Below are 15,431 nucleotides of genomic sequence, written 5' to 3'. Positions count from 1 at the left end.
ATGAAGAACTTTGTCGAGCGAATCATAAAGGATTTTGATACTAAATGATTGAAAATATTATATATGAATAGGAGGTGTAATGACTATGACTCAAACAAACTCCCGTGATACAAAACAAAAGATACTTGATGCTGCCATCTACTTATTTAACTCTAAGGGATTTACTGGTACCTCTGTAAGAGAGATAGCCAGTAGAGCCAATGTTAATGTTGCCCACATTTCATATTATTTTAAAGGAAAAGGTGGACTTCTTGAATATCTTGTATCACATTATTATGAAGGCTATCTTAAAATCATTGAAGAAAATTACTCACATACACAATATGGAAATACCCATGATGTGCTTAGTAAAATGATTTTAGATTTATTGCATTATCAGCATGAAAACCGTCAACTTTCTCGATTAGTTTATCGTGAAGTGACAGTAGACTCTGTTTTAAATCGTGAGGTGATGACAACCTATTTAACCAAAGAAAAATATTACATTAAGTCACTGTTAGAACAAGGGATCGAGGAAGGACATTTTCGAAAGGGATTTATCCCGCATTTAATCATCCAACTTAGAAGTCTATTGCATATGCCGTATTTACAGCCACAATATATGAGTGAAGTCCTTCATATTCAACCACACGAAGCATACTTTGTGCATCAGTATTATAAAGAGTTGAAATTATGGCTAAATTCGTTGTTAGTAGACAAGTTCTCACAAGATCGTAATCTACTTGCTATTCGATAACTGCTCAAAATATTTATAGTTCTTTCCAACATCCCTAGCACTGTGGGCATCCGATCCATAGATGAGAGGGATTTCTTGTTTTATTGCCATTTTTGCAATTTCATCATTAGGATAAATCTCACCACAATATTCTTTTCTTAGTCCTGCTACATTATAATCTATTTCTAAGTTATTTTCTTTAATCGAAGTTAAAATATCAAGTATCCACTTTTTATTTGTGAAGGTTACAGGGAAAAGTTTTTGAAATTTGTTAACAAGCGTTATGTGCCCAATTCTTTTTGGTTTATATTTTCCTAAATCACTATTAATTGAATGGAGAACTTCATTGTAATAGGTTTCATGCAATACGTTTAATGAACCTGCTTCGAGAATCATCTCATTAAAGGTTTTATCGTCAAAATCCATACAATAATATTGATCTTTTATCTTTAAAAAGTGAACAGATAAAATACTATCATCTAAGTATTTTCCATACTCATTTAGAAAATCAGTTGTTTCTTTCTCATATTCTCTTATATAGTCAATTTCCAAACCGACCTTAATGGTAATGGAATTTTGATATCTTTCTTTTAATAAAAGGATACGTTCAAAATAACCGCCAAGTTCTTCAATTTTCATGGCACTATCTTCTAGTGGTGTTGGATCTTTAAAGCCTTTTGGAAGTGGAGCGTGTTCAGTAAATGTTAGGCAGTTAAAACCCTCTTTTATAGCCTGTTTAATATATAACTCCAGTTCATCAGTTGACCCATGTGGACAAAATGGTGTGTGAACATGTCCATCCTTCTTGAGTAGCATATTTTCTCCCCCTTTTACTGTAACAATAACAATTTATATTGTTATCAAGATACACGTTTCAGCCTGTTTCATAAAGATATAGATGCCCTTTCATCATAACTGGACAAATAATGTAAAAAATTTTAAATTTGTGGTCAAAAAATGTCGTTTACATGGTATCATAAATACATTGAATTAACATTAACAAAGTCTTAAAATATATATGGTTTTTTTGTGGATTTTTTACTAGATTGTTAATTGCATGTTAAAAAAAGGAGACTCTAAAGAGAACAATACTAATTAACAACAATAAACATATTCAACATACGAAAAAATAAATAGATACTTAATAACGCTTATCAGCATGATGTTGAAAGATGTACATCATCCGGGAACTCTTCTTCCCTGTCATGAGGATTTTGTGTAGTACGAGGGGGCCAACTATGGAAGTTTTAATTGGAATTGTCCTTCTAATATGTATTATATTTGGTGCGGGATACATGTTTAGAAGAAAAATATATAAAGAGGTTGATCGTCTAGAGGCACGTAAGATTGAAATTATGAATCGCTCAATTATCGATGAGTTATCGAAAGTAAAAGAATTGAAGATGGTTGGACAAGCAGAAGAATTGTTTGAACAATGGAGAGCTGAGTGGGATGAAATTATTACATCTCAACTCCCTGAAGTAGAAGAGTTACTTTTTGATGCCGAGGACTTCGCTGATAAATATCGATTTAAAAAGTCGCAAGGAGTTTTACAACATATTGACCGTGTTCTTTTAACTGTAAATGAAAACATCGATAAGATTATTGAAGAAATTAATGAGCTTGTGACGAGTGAAGAGAAAAATACAGTTGAAGGTGAAGAAGTAAAAGATCAATATAAACGAGTTAAAAAGACCTTATTAGCTCATAGTCATCAGTTTGGTAAAGCACATCGTAAATTAGATGACACCTTAACTGAAATAACAGATTCCCTTAAACAATTTGATGCTGAAACCGAACAGGGAAATTATTTAGTAGCTAGAGAAGTGTTAGTTCAGCTAAAAATGGACCTTGATGTTCTACAAGAAAAAATGAATGAACTTCCTAAATTATTAACAGAATGCTCAGTGACAATTCCAAACTTAGTAAACGAACTAAAAGAAGGATACAAGGAAATGGTAGCATCAGGCTACTATTTAGAGCATATTCAATTAGATTTAGAAATTGAGAAGATAAACAATCAGCTAGAAAAGTTCAAAAAGAAACTAGAAGAAGCTGATCTCGATGATGTACAGGATGGCTTGCAATTCATTCAGGAATCTATTGACAATTTATATGATTTATTAGAAAAAGAAGTTGAGGCTAATCAGTTTGTAAAAAAAGTGAAGGATCAAATACATGACCAATTAGTCGAACTATCAGAACAAAAAGCAGCTACTGTTGAAGAAACAGAGCTTGTTAAACAGAGTTATCAACTATCAGCAACTGAATTAGATAAACAAAAGCTAATTGAAAAACAGATTTTACAGGTTGAGAAGAAATTTGCTCATATTCAACAGAACTTATTAAATGACCATGTAGCTCATTCCATCGTGAAAGAAGATCTTGAAGACATTGATAAACAAATTAAGCAGCTGCTAGAAGAGCATAATCAATACCGTGAAATGCTTCAAACTCTTAGAAGTGATGAGCTCCAAGCAAGAGATAGTTTAAATCAATTAAAAAGACTACTTCTTGATACAACAAGATCGGTACAACAAAGTAATATACCGGGTCTGCCTGTTGAGTTTCTTGAACTAATAGAAAAGGCTAAACGGGATGTACTAAAGGTAACAACGAAATTGGATGAAATCCCACTTAATATGGTGATTGTTAATGAGTTACTATCAGAGGCTGTTCAATCAGTTAAGTCTTTAAAAGAAACTGGGGACGATCTCATAGAAGAGGTATACCTAGTAGAGCAAATCATCCAGTATGGAAACAGGTACCGAAGCCGTAATCAGCAACTGGCGACAAAATTTAAGCAAGCCGAAGAATTGTTTAGACATAATGATTATAATGAGGCATTACACGTTGCAGCTGCAGCACTAGAACAAGTAGAACCTGGTTCTTTTGAAAAAATTCGGGAACTAATAAATGAACAAGATAAAACAATAACTTATAAGTAAAATGATAAGAGGAACCAAGTTTCGAAATAGTGGCTTGTTTCTTCCTATCATTTTTTTTATTTTAGGAAATGCGAATGATTACCTAATTGTTGAATTGTTTTTCTTTGAAGTCTCAATATGTTATGATTACACATTGATAAAACTAATTATTTGAATCAATTATTATAAAATCAACTCATTTATAAAATGTAAATATAAACAAAGCAATTTGGAGGAAGCAAAATGTTGTATTTAGACAACAGTGCAACAACAAAACCATATGACGAAGTATTAGCAACTTATATGAAAGTTTCCAAAGATTACTTTGCAAATCCTTCTTCCATTCATAAGCTTGGTAGTGAAGCAGAAAGATTGTTAAGTCAATCAAGACAACAAGTGGCCGGACTGTTAGGAGTTATACCGGAAGAAATCATTTTTACTTCGGGTGGTACAGAAGGAAACAACCTTGCTATAAAAGGAGCAGCTTTTTCTAATAATCATAAAGGAAAACATCTTATAACATCTGCTATCGAGCATCCGTCAGTGTTGGAATCATTTAAACAACTAGAGCAGGTACATAACTTTAACGTGACATACCTTCCTGTTGATCAGAATGGTAGAGTTTCACCCGAAGATGTTAAGAAGGCGCTAAAAAAAGATACCATTTTGGTTTCTATTATGCATGTTCATAATGAGATTGGCACCATTCAACCAATTGAAGAAATTGGGCAAATGATAAAACAATCTTCAGATGCGCTTTTTCATGTTGATCATGTACAAGGAATAACAAAGGTTCCACTTGATTTTAATCAAGCTAAAATTGATATCTGTACAATCTCAGGACATAAATTTCATAGCTTAAATGGAACGGGTGTTTTATTCGTACGCAAAGGTGTAGAACTTGCCCCACTTTTTTCTGGAGGTGCACAAGAACTCAATGTTAGATCTGGAACAGAAAGTCTTGCTGGAAATGTGGCTTTGGCAAAGGCTCTAAGGCTGTCAACAGAAAAAGCAGGTAAACAACTAAAACAAGTAAAAGAAACTCGAGATAAACTTATGGTTGAATTATCAAAAATAGATGGTGTTGAGATAAATACTCCACGAAATCATTCTGCACCACATATACTCAATTTCTCAGTACCAGGCTTAAAAGCTGAAGTACTCATTCATTTTCTTGGAGAAAACAATATTTATGTTTCAACTACATCTGCATGTTCTTCAAGAGATAAAAAGATGAGCAAGGCTCTCTTAGCGATGGGAAAACATGATGCTATTGCCAAATCTGCAATAAGAGTCAGTTTGTCGCTGGATGATAATGAAGAAATCATTGAACCGTTTATTAAAATGCTATTAAAAGGTAAGGAAAAATTAACTAAGGTAATGAGGTAGGATAAATGGAATTTGATCACATATTAATTCGTTTTGGGGAAATATCTACTAAAGGGAGAAATCGAAGAAAGTTTGTTGACCGATTAAAAAGAAATATTAGAGAAGTTTTGATGGATTTTCCAAACTTAACGTATGAAGCGACAAGAGATCGACTCTATTTGCATTTAAATGGAGAAAAACACGAGGAAATAGTTGAAAAGCTTAAACTTATATTCGGAATTCAATCATTTAGTTTAGCGATTAAATGTAAAAGTGAGATATCACAAATTAAGGAGCGGGCATTAAAAGCGATCGAAAGTTTATACCAGCCTAATGATACTTTTAAAGTAACGGCTAAGAGGGCAGATAAGCAATTTCCTCTTGATACGAATGAGTTAAATTATCAAATAGGAAGTCATATTTTAGTTAATACAAATGATTTAACCGTTGATGTTAAAAATCCAAAGATTAATGTACGTGTTGAAGTGCGATCTGAAGCAACCTATATTACATGTTTTGACTATAAAGGAGCAGGTGGGTTACCGGTTGGATCTGGTGGAAAAGCGGTCCTTTTGCTATCAGGAGGTATAGATAGTCCTGTTGCTGGTTTTCTCTCACTAAAAAGAGGGGTGGAGCTTGAGGTTATTCATTTCTTCAGTCCACCATACACGAGTGACCGTGCTAAACAAAAAGTAATTGATTTAACAAGAGAGTTAACTTCCTATGGGGGGAAAATCACTTTACATATTGTGCCTTTTACAAAGATTCAAGAAAAAATTCAAGAGCAGGTTCCAGAAAATTATACGATGACGTCAACTCGAAGAATGATGCTAAAAATAGCAGACAAGCTTCGCGAAAAACAACAGGGCTTGGCGTTAATAACTGGAGAAAGCCTTGGTCAAGTGGCTAGTCAAACATTGGAAAGCATGGTTGCAATTAACGATGTAACAAATACTCCTATTTTAAGACCATTAATCACAATGGATAAGACAGAAATCATTTCGATTGCAAAAGAAATAGGAACACATGATATCTCTATCCGTCCATATGAGGATTGTTGTACAATTTTCACCCCAGCAAATCCTAAAACAAGACCTAAGGTAGAAAAAGTAACTAGATTTGAAAGCTTCGTTGATTTTGATGAACTTGTAGATGAAGCCGTTTCTAACATAGAAGTATTAACCATTGCAAAAGAGAGAGAAGCTGATTTTGATTCTTTATTTTAATGGTTGAGCTTAGATAAATGTGAATTAGTTGTGAAGAATTTCCAACTAAAATAATGAATGAAGCCATGTGTATTTACACATTCTATACTCACAAGGAGGTGATACACATGGCACAAAACAGTGGATCTAATAGCTCAAACCAACTTGTTGTACCTGGTGCTGCACAAGCTATCGATCAAATGAAGTATGAAATCGCTTCTGAATTTGGTGTTAACTTAGGACCAGAAACAACTTCACGTGCTAACGGTTCAGTTGGTGGTGAAATCACAAAACGTTTAGTTTCTTTTGCTCAACAACAAATGAGCGGTTCTTTCCAACAATAATTAAATAAATAATGGCTACTAAGGGTGGGGGAAACCCCACTCTTTTTATGTGAAAAAAGGGGTGTTTTATTTGACTAGAGATGATCGAGAAGAAATAGCAGAAGAATATGATGGAGAAAGAGAACAACGACAAAAACTCCAAAAAAGTAGAAAACAACAAAGAAAAAGAAGAAATGAACCAAAAAATGCTAAACAAGCAAATGAACAAAGCTAAGATAAATTCCTAACAGGCCTTATTGGGTCTGTTTTTTAGTTTACTCTAGATTATTATGTCGGAAATCCGCATATAATCTGTCATAATGAAGTTTCATTAACATTTAAAAAGTTCGGTCGATTAGGTATAATATGAAGTATAAATGTGAAGGAGGGGGAAATATGGTAAGAGAAGAACTTCTTGCACCACCAATTTATAATCTAGTTGAAGAAATAGAGAAATATGCTGGAGGCTCCACAAAAGTTGCATTAAAATGGGAAAACGAACAAGGTGAGAAAAAGGAAATTACCTACCATTCATTAATAAATCGAGTAAATCAGATTGGAAACGCTTTAATAGAGCAGGGGTTAAAGCCAGGACAAACAGTTTTAGTGGTGATTCCTAGAGTGATAGATGCCTACGCTGTATATTTGGGAGCGTTAAAGGCAGGGTTAGTTGTTATTCCTAGCTCAGAAATGCTGAAAACAAAAGATTTACAATACCGAATTACACATGGAGATGTAAAGGCCGTTATAAGCTATGGGCTTTATACAGAAGAATTTAAAGAGATAAAAGAATATCCTTCCCTAAAAAAATTTGTTGTAGAGGGAAATAAACAAGATTGGACTTCGTTAGAAGAATTGATTAGTTCACAAAGTACCTCAATGGAACCAGTCCAAACAAAGTCAGATAGCATGGCTTTTATATCTTATACTTCTGGTACAACAGGTAACCCTAAAGGGGTTGTCCATACACATGGGTGGGCTTTTGCTCATTTAAGAACAGCCGCAAAAAATTGGCTAAGTATTGATGAAAATGACGTTGTTTGGGCAACTGCAGGCCCTGGTTGGCAAAAGTGGGTTTGGAGTCCATTTTTATCTGTATTAGGTTCCGGTGCAACGGGATTGATCTACCACGGGAAGTTTGATCCAGAAAAATACTTACAACTTTTAGACGATTACAGTGTAAATGTTTTATGTTGTACACCAACTGAATATCGTTTAATGGCAAAGGTTGAAAAACTAGATAAATATTCACTTACAAACTTACATAGTGCTGTATCTGCTGGAGAGCCTTTAAATAGAGAGGTTATTGAAACATTCCAAAAATATTTTAATGTGAGTGTACGCGACGGTTATGGACAAACAGAGAACACTTTACTTGTAGGTATTTTAAAAGGAATGGAAATTAAGCCTGGTTCAATGGGGAAACCAACACCAGGTAATGATGTGAAAATTATTAATGATGAAAGTGAAGTTTGTGCTGTAGGGGAAGTTGGAGACATTGCGGTTCACCGAGACACACCAGCTTTATTTAAAGAATACTATAAGGATTTTGAACGAACAGCTATGCAGTTCAGAGGTGATTATTATGTAACTGGTGACCGTGCCCGAATGGATGAGGATGGATATTTCTGGTTCGAAGGTAGAAGTGATGATATTATTATTAGTTCAGGATATACCATTGGACCTTTCGAGGTAGAAGATGCACTAGTAAAACATCCATATGTGAAAGAATGTGCTGTTGTTGCAAGTCCTGACGAGGTAAGAGGAAATGTTGTAAAAGCATTTGTTGTGTTAAGAAATCCTTCATTAGCCAATGAACCGGACCTTATATCGACCCTTCAGCAGCACGTGAAAGATTTAACAGCTCCTTATAAGTATCCGAGAGAAATCGAATTTATTGAAGATTTACCAAAAACAACTTCAGGAAAAATTCGACGCGTAGTATTAAGAGACCGTGAATTAAAGCTTAAACAGGCGTAGTATAGAAAAACTTTTCTTATTGCCACGTCCTAATGTGAAAGCTTTAGACATTTCGATACTATCGTACTTAAAAAATAACCAGGGGAAATTACTTCCTGGTTATTTTTTATGGAAGTTGAAATGTGGTACCATTCAGTAAATGAATTCTTTTAGGTGGAGGAATAATATGGGAACGTTATGGTATGGTGGAAACATCTACACATTAGAGCAGGAAAAAGGGAAAGTTCATGCTGTTTTCACAAAAAATGGACGAATCGTAGACGTAGGTAGCTATGAAACACTTACTACTCAGTACTCCGATGAAATTACAGAGAAACAGGACCTACAAGGTCATACAATGATTCCAGGGCTGGTCGATAGCCATCTTCATTTAATTGCTCATGGAGAAAAGCTGCTAAGACTGGATTTTTCAAGAACAACTGACTCTAGTGAGATTATACAAAGTATAAAAAAAAGAGCAACTGAAGTAAAAAAAGGAAGTTGGATTATTGGCGAGGGTTGGAACGAAAATCAATTAGAAGATCAAAGAATACTTCATCGTTCAGAGTTAGATGAGGTATCGCCAGATCATCCTGTTATGTTAAGACGTATATGTCGGCATGCAATTATAGCTAATTCAAAAGCATTGGAACTTGCAAATATTTCTAAAGAATCAGAGGATCCAGCAGGTGGGGTTATTGTCAGAGATCAGGAGCTTAACCCAACTGGATATTTGTTAGATCAAGCACAGGAGCTTGTACTTAATATCGCTCCATCCCCGACGGTAGAAGAACTGGAGTTTGCTCTTCATACATCTATTAAAGATTGCTATCAAAAAGGGCTGGTAGGAGCTCATACTGAAGATCTCTCTTACTATGGAAGTTTGGAAAATACATTAGAAGCTTTTCAAAGAGTATTAAACAATGGCATGAAATTTCGAAGTCATTTACTTGTTCATCATCTTATCGTTGATGAATTTCAACAGAAAAAGAGAGAGATTGGAGAGTTTGGTGAATTTGGTGCTATGAAAATCTTTGCTGATGGTGCACTTGGGGGAAGAACTGCGCTTCTTAGTTTTCCATATAAAGATGAACCAACAACATCAGGAGTTGCTATTCACACAAAGAAAGAGTTAGAGGAATTGGTCCAAAAGGCGAGACAATATAAAATGGAAGTTGCAGTTCATGTAATTGGTGACCTAGCATTTCAATGGACAATTGATATCATTAAAAACAATCCACCTTTAAAGGGACAACATGATCGTCTTATTCATGCTCAAATTCTGAGAAAAGAATTAATTGAAAAAGCTAAACATTTACCTATTATTTTAGATATTCAGCCTCGTTTTGTCACTAGTGATTTTCCATGGGTTATTGACCGAATTGGGGAAGAGCATTTAGAATCCTGCTATGCTTGGAAAACACTTTTAAATGAAGGAATTCACTGTGCAGGAGGATCAGATGCACCAATTGAGCCGGTTGATCCCTTATTAGGAATTCATGCTGCTGTGACAAGAACAAGCGAATATGAAGAAACAGGGAAAAGTTATCTGCCTGAAGAAAAATTATCTATGTACGAAGCTGTTGAGCTTTTTACAAAGGGCAGCGCATACGCTATTCATCATGAGCAAGATAGAGGTATGATCAAAAAAGGATATACGGCAGATTTTACAATTTTGGATCAAGATATTTTTACAATTGAACCTGATAAACTCTTAAGTACAAATGTCATGATGACTGTAGTAGATAATGAAATTGTTTATAAGAAGAATGCGTTGCAAACAACATAAACCGAGGAAGGCATTCTTCCTCGGTTTATTAACTCTATTATAAAAATGTTCTCTGTACTTTTTCCCAGTAAGAATTATCTTTAAGTTTAACCGTTTTAATTGGTTGTTCGCTTAGACCGAACTCTAATTCCTGGACATGGCGAATACTTAATGCTTCATTATCCATTCCAATAACAGGATAATCATTACCATCTTGTACAACCTTAAGCTTTAATTTTCTTTTATCGCTAAGAATAAAGGAAGAGCCTAGGGTACGGTAAAGGTTATTGTTTAATGAAGCTAATTCACTCACTTGTATACACGGTAACATAGGATCAACCACTGCTCCGTTTACAGACTTGGTATACCCAGTGCTTCCAGTTGGTGTAGCAATCAACATACCATCTCCTCGGAATGTTTCAAAATGGAGATTATCAATAAAAACATCAATAACAAATGTTTTAATGATGCTTGAACGAATAGAACATTCATTTAAGCATTTAAACGTTGTTGAATCATCGATTTTTACTTCTAAAACAGGATAACGTCTTACTTCTATTTGAGATTCATTTATTGCTTCTATCATTTTCTCAATATCATCTAAATGAAAATCGCAGTATAGGCTTAATGTATCATCAACGCCGATACCCACATACAAGCAATCTGATCTGAAATTTGTTTTTCGAGCAGCTTGAAGGAAAGCACCATCTCCACCGATACTGACAATGATGTTTGCTTTTTTATAATCATTTACAACTATAAAATCACTTTTTTTAGCAGCTTCAATTAATGTGTTAATTTTTTCAAGTGTATGTTCCTCTTTTTTGTAGAAAAAGTAAATATTACGACGATCTGTCACAATGATTCCTCCTTAGATATGTAAATCTCCACATTTTTCCTTGAAGATGGTACAATACTTTATGTTGTTTAGTTTACCACTTTTACATAAGAAAATGTTTCAACCTGCTAGATAAATCATAACATACTGCAAAAAAACAGAGGAGGTAAGAACAATGAATGGTAAGCGCTGGGGAGCTTTAGCAATCGCAGCTGTTTTATTTGTATTTTCCATTATTATCAGTTCAACGATGATGTTCTTAAATCAAAGTGAGATGTTTGCGGAAGCTTTCTCAACTGGTTCTGAATTTTCGGAGGAAGTCATTGATGAGGGCTCTGAATTTAGTAAAATTCTTGTTTTAAATGTAAATGGAGTGATCCAAGACACAGGCGAAGATGTTACCTCGTTCTTTAGTACAGCGGGATATAAACATCAAACGTTTTTAGATATGATAGAGGCTGCAGGTGAGGATAACACGATAAAAGGAGTCATTTTAAGGGTGAATTCTCCTGGTGGCGGAGTTGTAGAAAGTGCGGAAATACATAAAAAACTTCTTGAGTTAAAAGAAACTAGCAAAAAACCATTGTATGTATCGATGGGAACACAAGCAGCATCAGGAGGATATTATATTTCTACAGCAGGAGATAAAATTTTTGCTGCACCCGATACGTTAACTGGTTCTTTAGGTGTAATCATGCAGTCTATTAACTATGGTGGATTGGCTGAAAAGTATGGTGTAAAGTTTGAAACGATTAAGAGCGGACCATACAAAGATATTTTTTCACCAACCCGTGAAATGACAGAGGACGAAAGAAACATTCTACAATCTATGGTCGATAATGCTTATGCGGGATTTGTAGATGTTATCACAGAAGGACGACCATTGTCAGAAGATCAGGTACGAAAGGTTGCAGATGGTAGAATTTACGATGGAAGACAAGCAAAGGAAATTAAGTTAATTGACGAATTAGGTTATTTTGACGACACAGTTGAAGCAATGAAAAAAGATTTGAAAATTAAGGATGCGCAAGTGATTCAATACGGTACAGCTTTAGGTTTTGAAAGCCTTCTATCAATGACTGCTAGCAAAGTATTTAGGGAAGACATTGAACTGTCAAATCTTTATCAGCTTCTGTCAAATACAAATTCACCAAGGCTAATGTATTTATATTCTGAATAAGGAGGGCTGTATGTGGACGCTACATATGAGGGGTTAGATCATTCTGAAAAGGATCAGCCTGTAGAAAAAGAAACAGTTGTAGACTATGCAAATCTACTAGCAGGCTTCTGGATTCGTTTTTGGGCATATTTAATAGACCTGATTGTTATTGGTAGTATGAATCGTATCCTTGTTTATCCTCTGTTACAATTAATAGGCATAGATACAAATGATTCATTTATCTTTTCTATTGTTTCAATTATTACTGCCATTACATTTTTTGCATATTTTGTAATCATGACAAAACTGTTGAAGCAAACCTTAGGGAAAATGGTTTTTGGACTAAAAGTAGTTTCTGCTAAGGGAGAAGAAAATTTAAATTGGGCTACAATCCTATTCAGAGAGTTAATTGGAAGGTATATTTCAAAAATTATTTGGATTGGTTATGTGATTGCAGCATTTACTCCCAAAAAACAAGCTTTACATGATATTTTTGCTGACACCCTAGTTATTCATGAAAAAATTTTTTCAAAATCAATTAAAGAAGAGTCTGTTGTTTAATCAACAGGCATCGGACTGTAGATAAACTCGATTATAATCGGTCTTGTCTACAGTCTTTTTTTGGGCTTGAGGTGAAAAAATGCTGTTGATTTCCGGTCTAGGCAAGAGAAAGGAAACCATCGAGCAAATGGTCATCATCTCTCTTATGAAGACCAATACTCTTCGAATTCCTAGCAGAAATGGTCATCATCTCCCCTATGAAGACCAATACTCTTCGAATTCCTAGCAGAAATGGTCATCATCTTCCTTATGAAGACCATTACTCTTTGAATTCCTAGCAGAAATGGTCATCATCTCCCTTATGAAGACTATTTCTCTTCGAATTCCTAGCAGAAATGGTCATCACCTCCCTTATGAAGACCAATACTCTTCGAATACCTAGTAGAAATGGTCATCATCTCCCTTATGAAGACCAATACTCTTCGAATACCTAGCAGAAATGGTCATCATCTCCCTTATGAAGACCATAACTCTTCGTATTCCTAACAGCTGTGTTCCTCATCTCACTTATGAGAAAGTGTGGCATGCGCTGGCATAATCCCAATTTCTTTTGTCTAAAAACTGAAGCATGTTGTTTAATCAACAGCCTTTTTTTTAACCTGTTTATGAAAGCAGGTTTATTTTAATTTTTAAGAGGTGATAATGCAAAATGAAAGGGTGTGGCATAATGGTTTGGATCATAGTCATTTTACTGATATTATTATTCCTTTTTTTCCTTATTTTAATGACAAGACTAACAGTTATCATTGATTTACTTCACGTCGGAGATGATGATCATTTAAAAATAAAGTTTCGTGCATGGCTTGGCATTATTCGTTATACGATATCCATTCCTTTAATAAAGGTTGATGATGAAGCAAATGTAATTGTTAAGCAAGAGCAGAAGCTTGGTGATGAGAATTCAAACAAAAAGGTGAAAAAGGGAAAAGAAAAGATTACACCTGAAGAGGAAGTAAAAGCTATACATGATGTAAAAGAAATTTTACAGCATGTAGTAGGATTACATAAAATAGTACGACGGTTTTTAAAGAAAGTAAAAGTGAAAGAATTTGAGTGGCATTCACAAATCGGAATTGGAGATGCTGCCCATACAGGAATGCTGACAGGATTAGCGTGGTCGATAAAAGGTGGGGTGGTTGGAATTGTTAGTCAATATATGCAGTTGCATACAACACCCATTATTTCAATTACACCTGAATTTAATGTTTATTGTTCAAGAACAAAATTACAATGTATGATTCAATTTCGAATCGGGCAAGCTATGTTGGCAGGTATTCAGCTTATCAAATATTGGAAAGGTGGTCGCCCTAAACTTAAGAGCAAACCATTTTCATTTTTTGCAAATTAGCATGAAATAAGATGGCTATGACCCCTTCTCGATGAGATGAGCATGACCGGTTATAATTTCTAAAGGAGGCTACATAATGAGTGATCATCCAATTCAAGGGTTAATGAAGACTGCAATGGAAAATTTAAAACAAATGATTGATGTAAATACCATTGTAGGAGATCCTGTTGAAACACCTGATGGAAGTGTAATTTTAACTGTTTCAAAGGTTGGCTTTGGGTTTGCAGCTGGAGGTAGTGAATTTAATTCAGCTAGCAAAGAAGAAGGTGATGGTCAAGGTCAAAAATCACCAAAACTTCCATTTGGCGGCGGAAGTGGTGGTGGAGTTTCAATCACTCCTATCGCATTCTTAATCGTTTCTTCAAATGGAGTGAAGATGCTTCATTTAGACGAGAGCACCCATTTATACGAGAAAATTTTGGAGGCTGCACCTCAAGCGGTTGAAAAAATTCAAGGTATATTTAAAAAGGATAAGGGGAATGAACAAAAGAATGATCCTTTAGAAGATATTAATAGCAATCAATCAAGTCAAAATCAAAAACAAGATCTAGACATTTAACTGCCTACTAGTAGGCAGTTATTTTTTCGGAAGGTAAAGTAAACTGAACTTTAAAAACATAATAATTGATAATTTTGGAAAGCTAGGCTATATTTACTCTGTACATAATTAAAAGGAGGAGTTCGGTATGGCATCTATTACGTTCAAAAATAACCCAGTTACATTACTAGGAAATGAAGTTAATGTTGGTGATCAAGCACCAGATTTTACTGTACTAGCAAATGATTTATCACCAGTTTCACTAGCTGATTCAAAAGGGAAAGTACGTATTATTTCAGTAGTTCCTTCTATTGATACAGGAGTTTGTGATGCACAAACACGCCGTTTTAATGAAGATGCATCAAAGCTTGAAAATGTTGAAGTGTTAACAGTTAGCATGGATTTACCATTTGCACAAAAAAGATGGTGTGCATCGAATGGTCTTGAAAATGTAAAAACATTATCTGATCATCGTGATGCTTCTTTTGGTGAAGCTTATGGTGTATTAATTAAGGAATTACGTTTATTAGCAAGATCAGTATTTGTTGTAGATTCAAACGATAAAGTAACATATGTGGAATATGTTAGTGAAGCAACAAACCATCCAAATTATGAAGCGGCGATTGAAGCGGCTAAAGCTGCACAATAAGGTTTAATCATGTGGGACTGACAATATGTCGGTCCTTTTTCTATTTTTATTTCGTTTTCTATTTACTGATTCT

Annotated in this window: 15 protein-coding genes; 13 read left to right on the top strand and 2 right to left on the bottom strand. The window is 34.7% G+C overall.

The window, feature by feature from the left end; genetic code table 11:
* Positions 1-85: 85 nt before the first annotated feature.
* Positions 86-736 carry a forespore capture DNA-binding protein RefZ gene (gene refZ, locus D9842_RS14115; protein ID WP_121663064.1) on the top strand — a complete coding sequence of 217 codons (651 nt, stop codon included), beginning with the start codon at positions 86-88 and terminating at the stop codon, positions 734-736.
* Here refZ and hisJ read toward each other — a convergent pair.
* On the bottom strand, positions 719-1,531 hold the full coding sequence (gene hisJ / locus D9842_RS14110; RefSeq protein ID WP_121663063.1) for a histidinol-phosphatase HisJ: 813 nt from the start codon (positions 1,529-1,531) through the stop codon (positions 719-721). The genes refZ and hisJ overlap by 18 nt on opposite strands.
* Before the next feature lie 422 nt (positions 1,532-1,953).
* Here hisJ and ezrA point away from each other — a divergent pair, with 422 nt between their 5' ends.
* The 7 genes from ezrA to D9842_RS14080 all read left to right on the top strand — a co-directional run bounded on the left by ezrA (position 1,954) and on the right by D9842_RS14080 (position 10,286).
* Positions 1,954-3,663, top strand: coding sequence for a septation ring formation regulator EzrA (gene ezrA, locus D9842_RS14105; protein ID WP_162987438.1), 1,710 nt, complete (start codon positions 1,954-1,956; stop codon positions 3,661-3,663).
* A 222-nt stretch (positions 3,664-3,885) separates the two neighbouring features.
* The gene (locus tag D9842_RS14100; RefSeq protein ID WP_121663061.1) at positions 3,886-5,031 is read left to right on the top strand and encodes a cysteine desulfurase family protein; all 1,146 of its coding nucleotides are present in this window, start codon (positions 3,886-3,888) and stop codon (positions 5,029-5,031) included.
* Between the two features lie 5 nt (positions 5,032-5,036).
* Positions 5,037-6,236, top strand: a complete 1,200-nt coding sequence (thiI, locus tag D9842_RS14095; protein ID WP_121663060.1) for a tRNA uracil 4-sulfurtransferase ThiI — start codon at positions 5,037-5,039, stop codon at positions 6,234-6,236.
* A 107-nt stretch (positions 6,237-6,343) separates the two neighbouring features.
* Positions 6,344-6,559 (top strand): alpha/beta-type small acid-soluble spore protein, encoded by a 216-nt coding sequence (locus D9842_RS14090; protein WP_121663059.1) that lies wholly within the window; start codon positions 6,344-6,346, stop codon positions 6,557-6,559.
* A 70-nt stretch (positions 6,560-6,629) separates the two neighbouring features.
* The gene (locus tag D9842_RS25950) at positions 6,630-6,773 is read left to right on the top strand and encodes a hypothetical protein (RefSeq protein WP_162987437.1); all 144 of its coding nucleotides are present in this window, start codon (positions 6,630-6,632) and stop codon (positions 6,771-6,773) included.
* A gap of 161 nt (positions 6,774-6,934) precedes the next feature.
* The gene (gene mbcS, locus D9842_RS14085; RefSeq protein ID WP_121663058.1) at positions 6,935-8,518 is read left to right on the top strand and encodes an acyl-CoA synthetase MbcS; all 1,584 of its coding nucleotides are present in this window, start codon (positions 6,935-6,937) and stop codon (positions 8,516-8,518) included.
* 166 nt (positions 8,519-8,684) lie between these two features.
* A complete protein-coding gene (locus D9842_RS14080; protein ID WP_121663057.1) occupies positions 8,685-10,286 on the top strand; it encodes an amidohydrolase in 1,602 nt (533 codons plus the stop codon).
* A 37-nt stretch (positions 10,287-10,323) separates the two neighbouring features.
* Here D9842_RS14080 and D9842_RS14075 read toward each other — a convergent pair whose 3' ends face one another.
* Entirely contained in the window at positions 10,324-11,124 is an 801-nt protein-coding gene (locus D9842_RS14075) for an NAD kinase (RefSeq protein WP_121663056.1), read from the bottom strand.
* 154 nt (positions 11,125-11,278) lie between these two features.
* Between D9842_RS14075 and sppA the strand changes: the two genes are divergently transcribed.
* The 5 genes from sppA to tpx all read left to right on the top strand — a co-directional run bounded on the left by sppA (position 11,279) and on the right by tpx (position 15,358).
* Positions 11,279-12,283, top strand: coding sequence for a signal peptide peptidase SppA (gene sppA, locus D9842_RS14070; RefSeq protein ID WP_121663055.1), 1,005 nt, complete (start codon positions 11,279-11,281; stop codon positions 12,281-12,283).
* Between the two features lie 12 nt (positions 12,284-12,295).
* The gene (locus D9842_RS14065) at positions 12,296-12,823 is read left to right on the top strand and encodes an RDD family protein (RefSeq protein WP_121663054.1); all 528 of its coding nucleotides are present in this window, start codon (positions 12,296-12,298) and stop codon (positions 12,821-12,823) included.
* A gap of 667 nt (positions 12,824-13,490) precedes the next feature.
* Positions 13,491-14,171 (top strand): DUF2953 domain-containing protein, encoded by a 681-nt coding sequence (locus D9842_RS14060; RefSeq protein WP_121665068.1) that lies wholly within the window; start codon positions 13,491-13,493, stop codon positions 14,169-14,171.
* A gap of 76 nt (positions 14,172-14,247) precedes the next feature.
* Positions 14,248-14,730, top strand: a complete 483-nt coding sequence (ytfJ, locus tag D9842_RS14055) for a GerW family sporulation protein (RefSeq protein ID WP_121663053.1) — start codon at positions 14,248-14,250, stop codon at positions 14,728-14,730.
* A 127-nt stretch (positions 14,731-14,857) separates the two neighbouring features.
* The gene (gene tpx, locus D9842_RS14050; RefSeq protein WP_098795008.1) at positions 14,858-15,358 is read left to right on the top strand and encodes a thiol peroxidase; all 501 of its coding nucleotides are present in this window, start codon (positions 14,858-14,860) and stop codon (positions 15,356-15,358) included.
* Positions 15,359-15,431 lie beyond the last annotated feature (73 nt).

The organism is Metabacillus litoralis (assembly GCF_003667825.1).
Classification (GTDB): domain Bacteria; phylum Bacillota; class Bacilli; order Bacillales; family Bacillaceae; genus Metabacillus; species Metabacillus litoralis_B.
Note: the sequence above shows the minus strand (reverse complement) of the source record. Positions and strands in the feature narration are given on the sequence as shown.

What these genes read in the sequence shown, in the direction of transcription:
- refZ (WP_121663064.1), top strand. Translation starts at nt 86, where the DNA reads ATGACTCAAACAAACTCCCGTGATACAAAACAAAAGATACTTGATGCT.
- hisJ (WP_121663063.1), bottom strand. Translation starts at nt 1,531, where the DNA reads ATGCTACTCAAGAAGGATGGACATGTTCACACACCATTTTGTCCACAT.
- ezrA (WP_162987438.1), top strand. Translation starts at nt 1,954, where the DNA reads ATGGAAGTTTTAATTGGAATTGTCCTTCTAATATGTATTATATTTGGT.
- D9842_RS14100 (WP_121663061.1), top strand. Translation starts at nt 3,886, where the DNA reads ATGTTGTATTTAGACAACAGTGCAACAACAAAACCATATGACGAAGTA.
- thiI (WP_121663060.1), top strand. Translation starts at nt 5,037, where the DNA reads ATGGAATTTGATCACATATTAATTCGTTTTGGGGAAATATCTACTAAA.
- D9842_RS14090 (WP_121663059.1), top strand. Translation starts at nt 6,344, where the DNA reads ATGGCACAAAACAGTGGATCTAATAGCTCAAACCAACTTGTTGTACCT.
- mbcS (WP_121663058.1), top strand. Translation starts at nt 6,935, where the DNA reads ATGGTAAGAGAAGAACTTCTTGCACCACCAATTTATAATCTAGTTGAA.
- D9842_RS14080 (WP_121663057.1), top strand. Translation starts at nt 8,685, where the DNA reads ATGGGAACGTTATGGTATGGTGGAAACATCTACACATTAGAGCAGGAA.
- sppA (WP_121663055.1), top strand. Translation starts at nt 11,279, where the DNA reads ATGAATGGTAAGCGCTGGGGAGCTTTAGCAATCGCAGCTGTTTTATTT.
- D9842_RS14060 (WP_121665068.1), top strand. Translation starts at nt 13,491, where the DNA reads ATGGTTTGGATCATAGTCATTTTACTGATATTATTATTCCTTTTTTTC.
- ytfJ (WP_121663053.1), top strand. Translation starts at nt 14,248, where the DNA reads ATGAGTGATCATCCAATTCAAGGGTTAATGAAGACTGCAATGGAAAAT.
- tpx (WP_098795008.1), top strand. Translation starts at nt 14,858, where the DNA reads ATGGCATCTATTACGTTCAAAAATAACCCAGTTACATTACTAGGAAAT.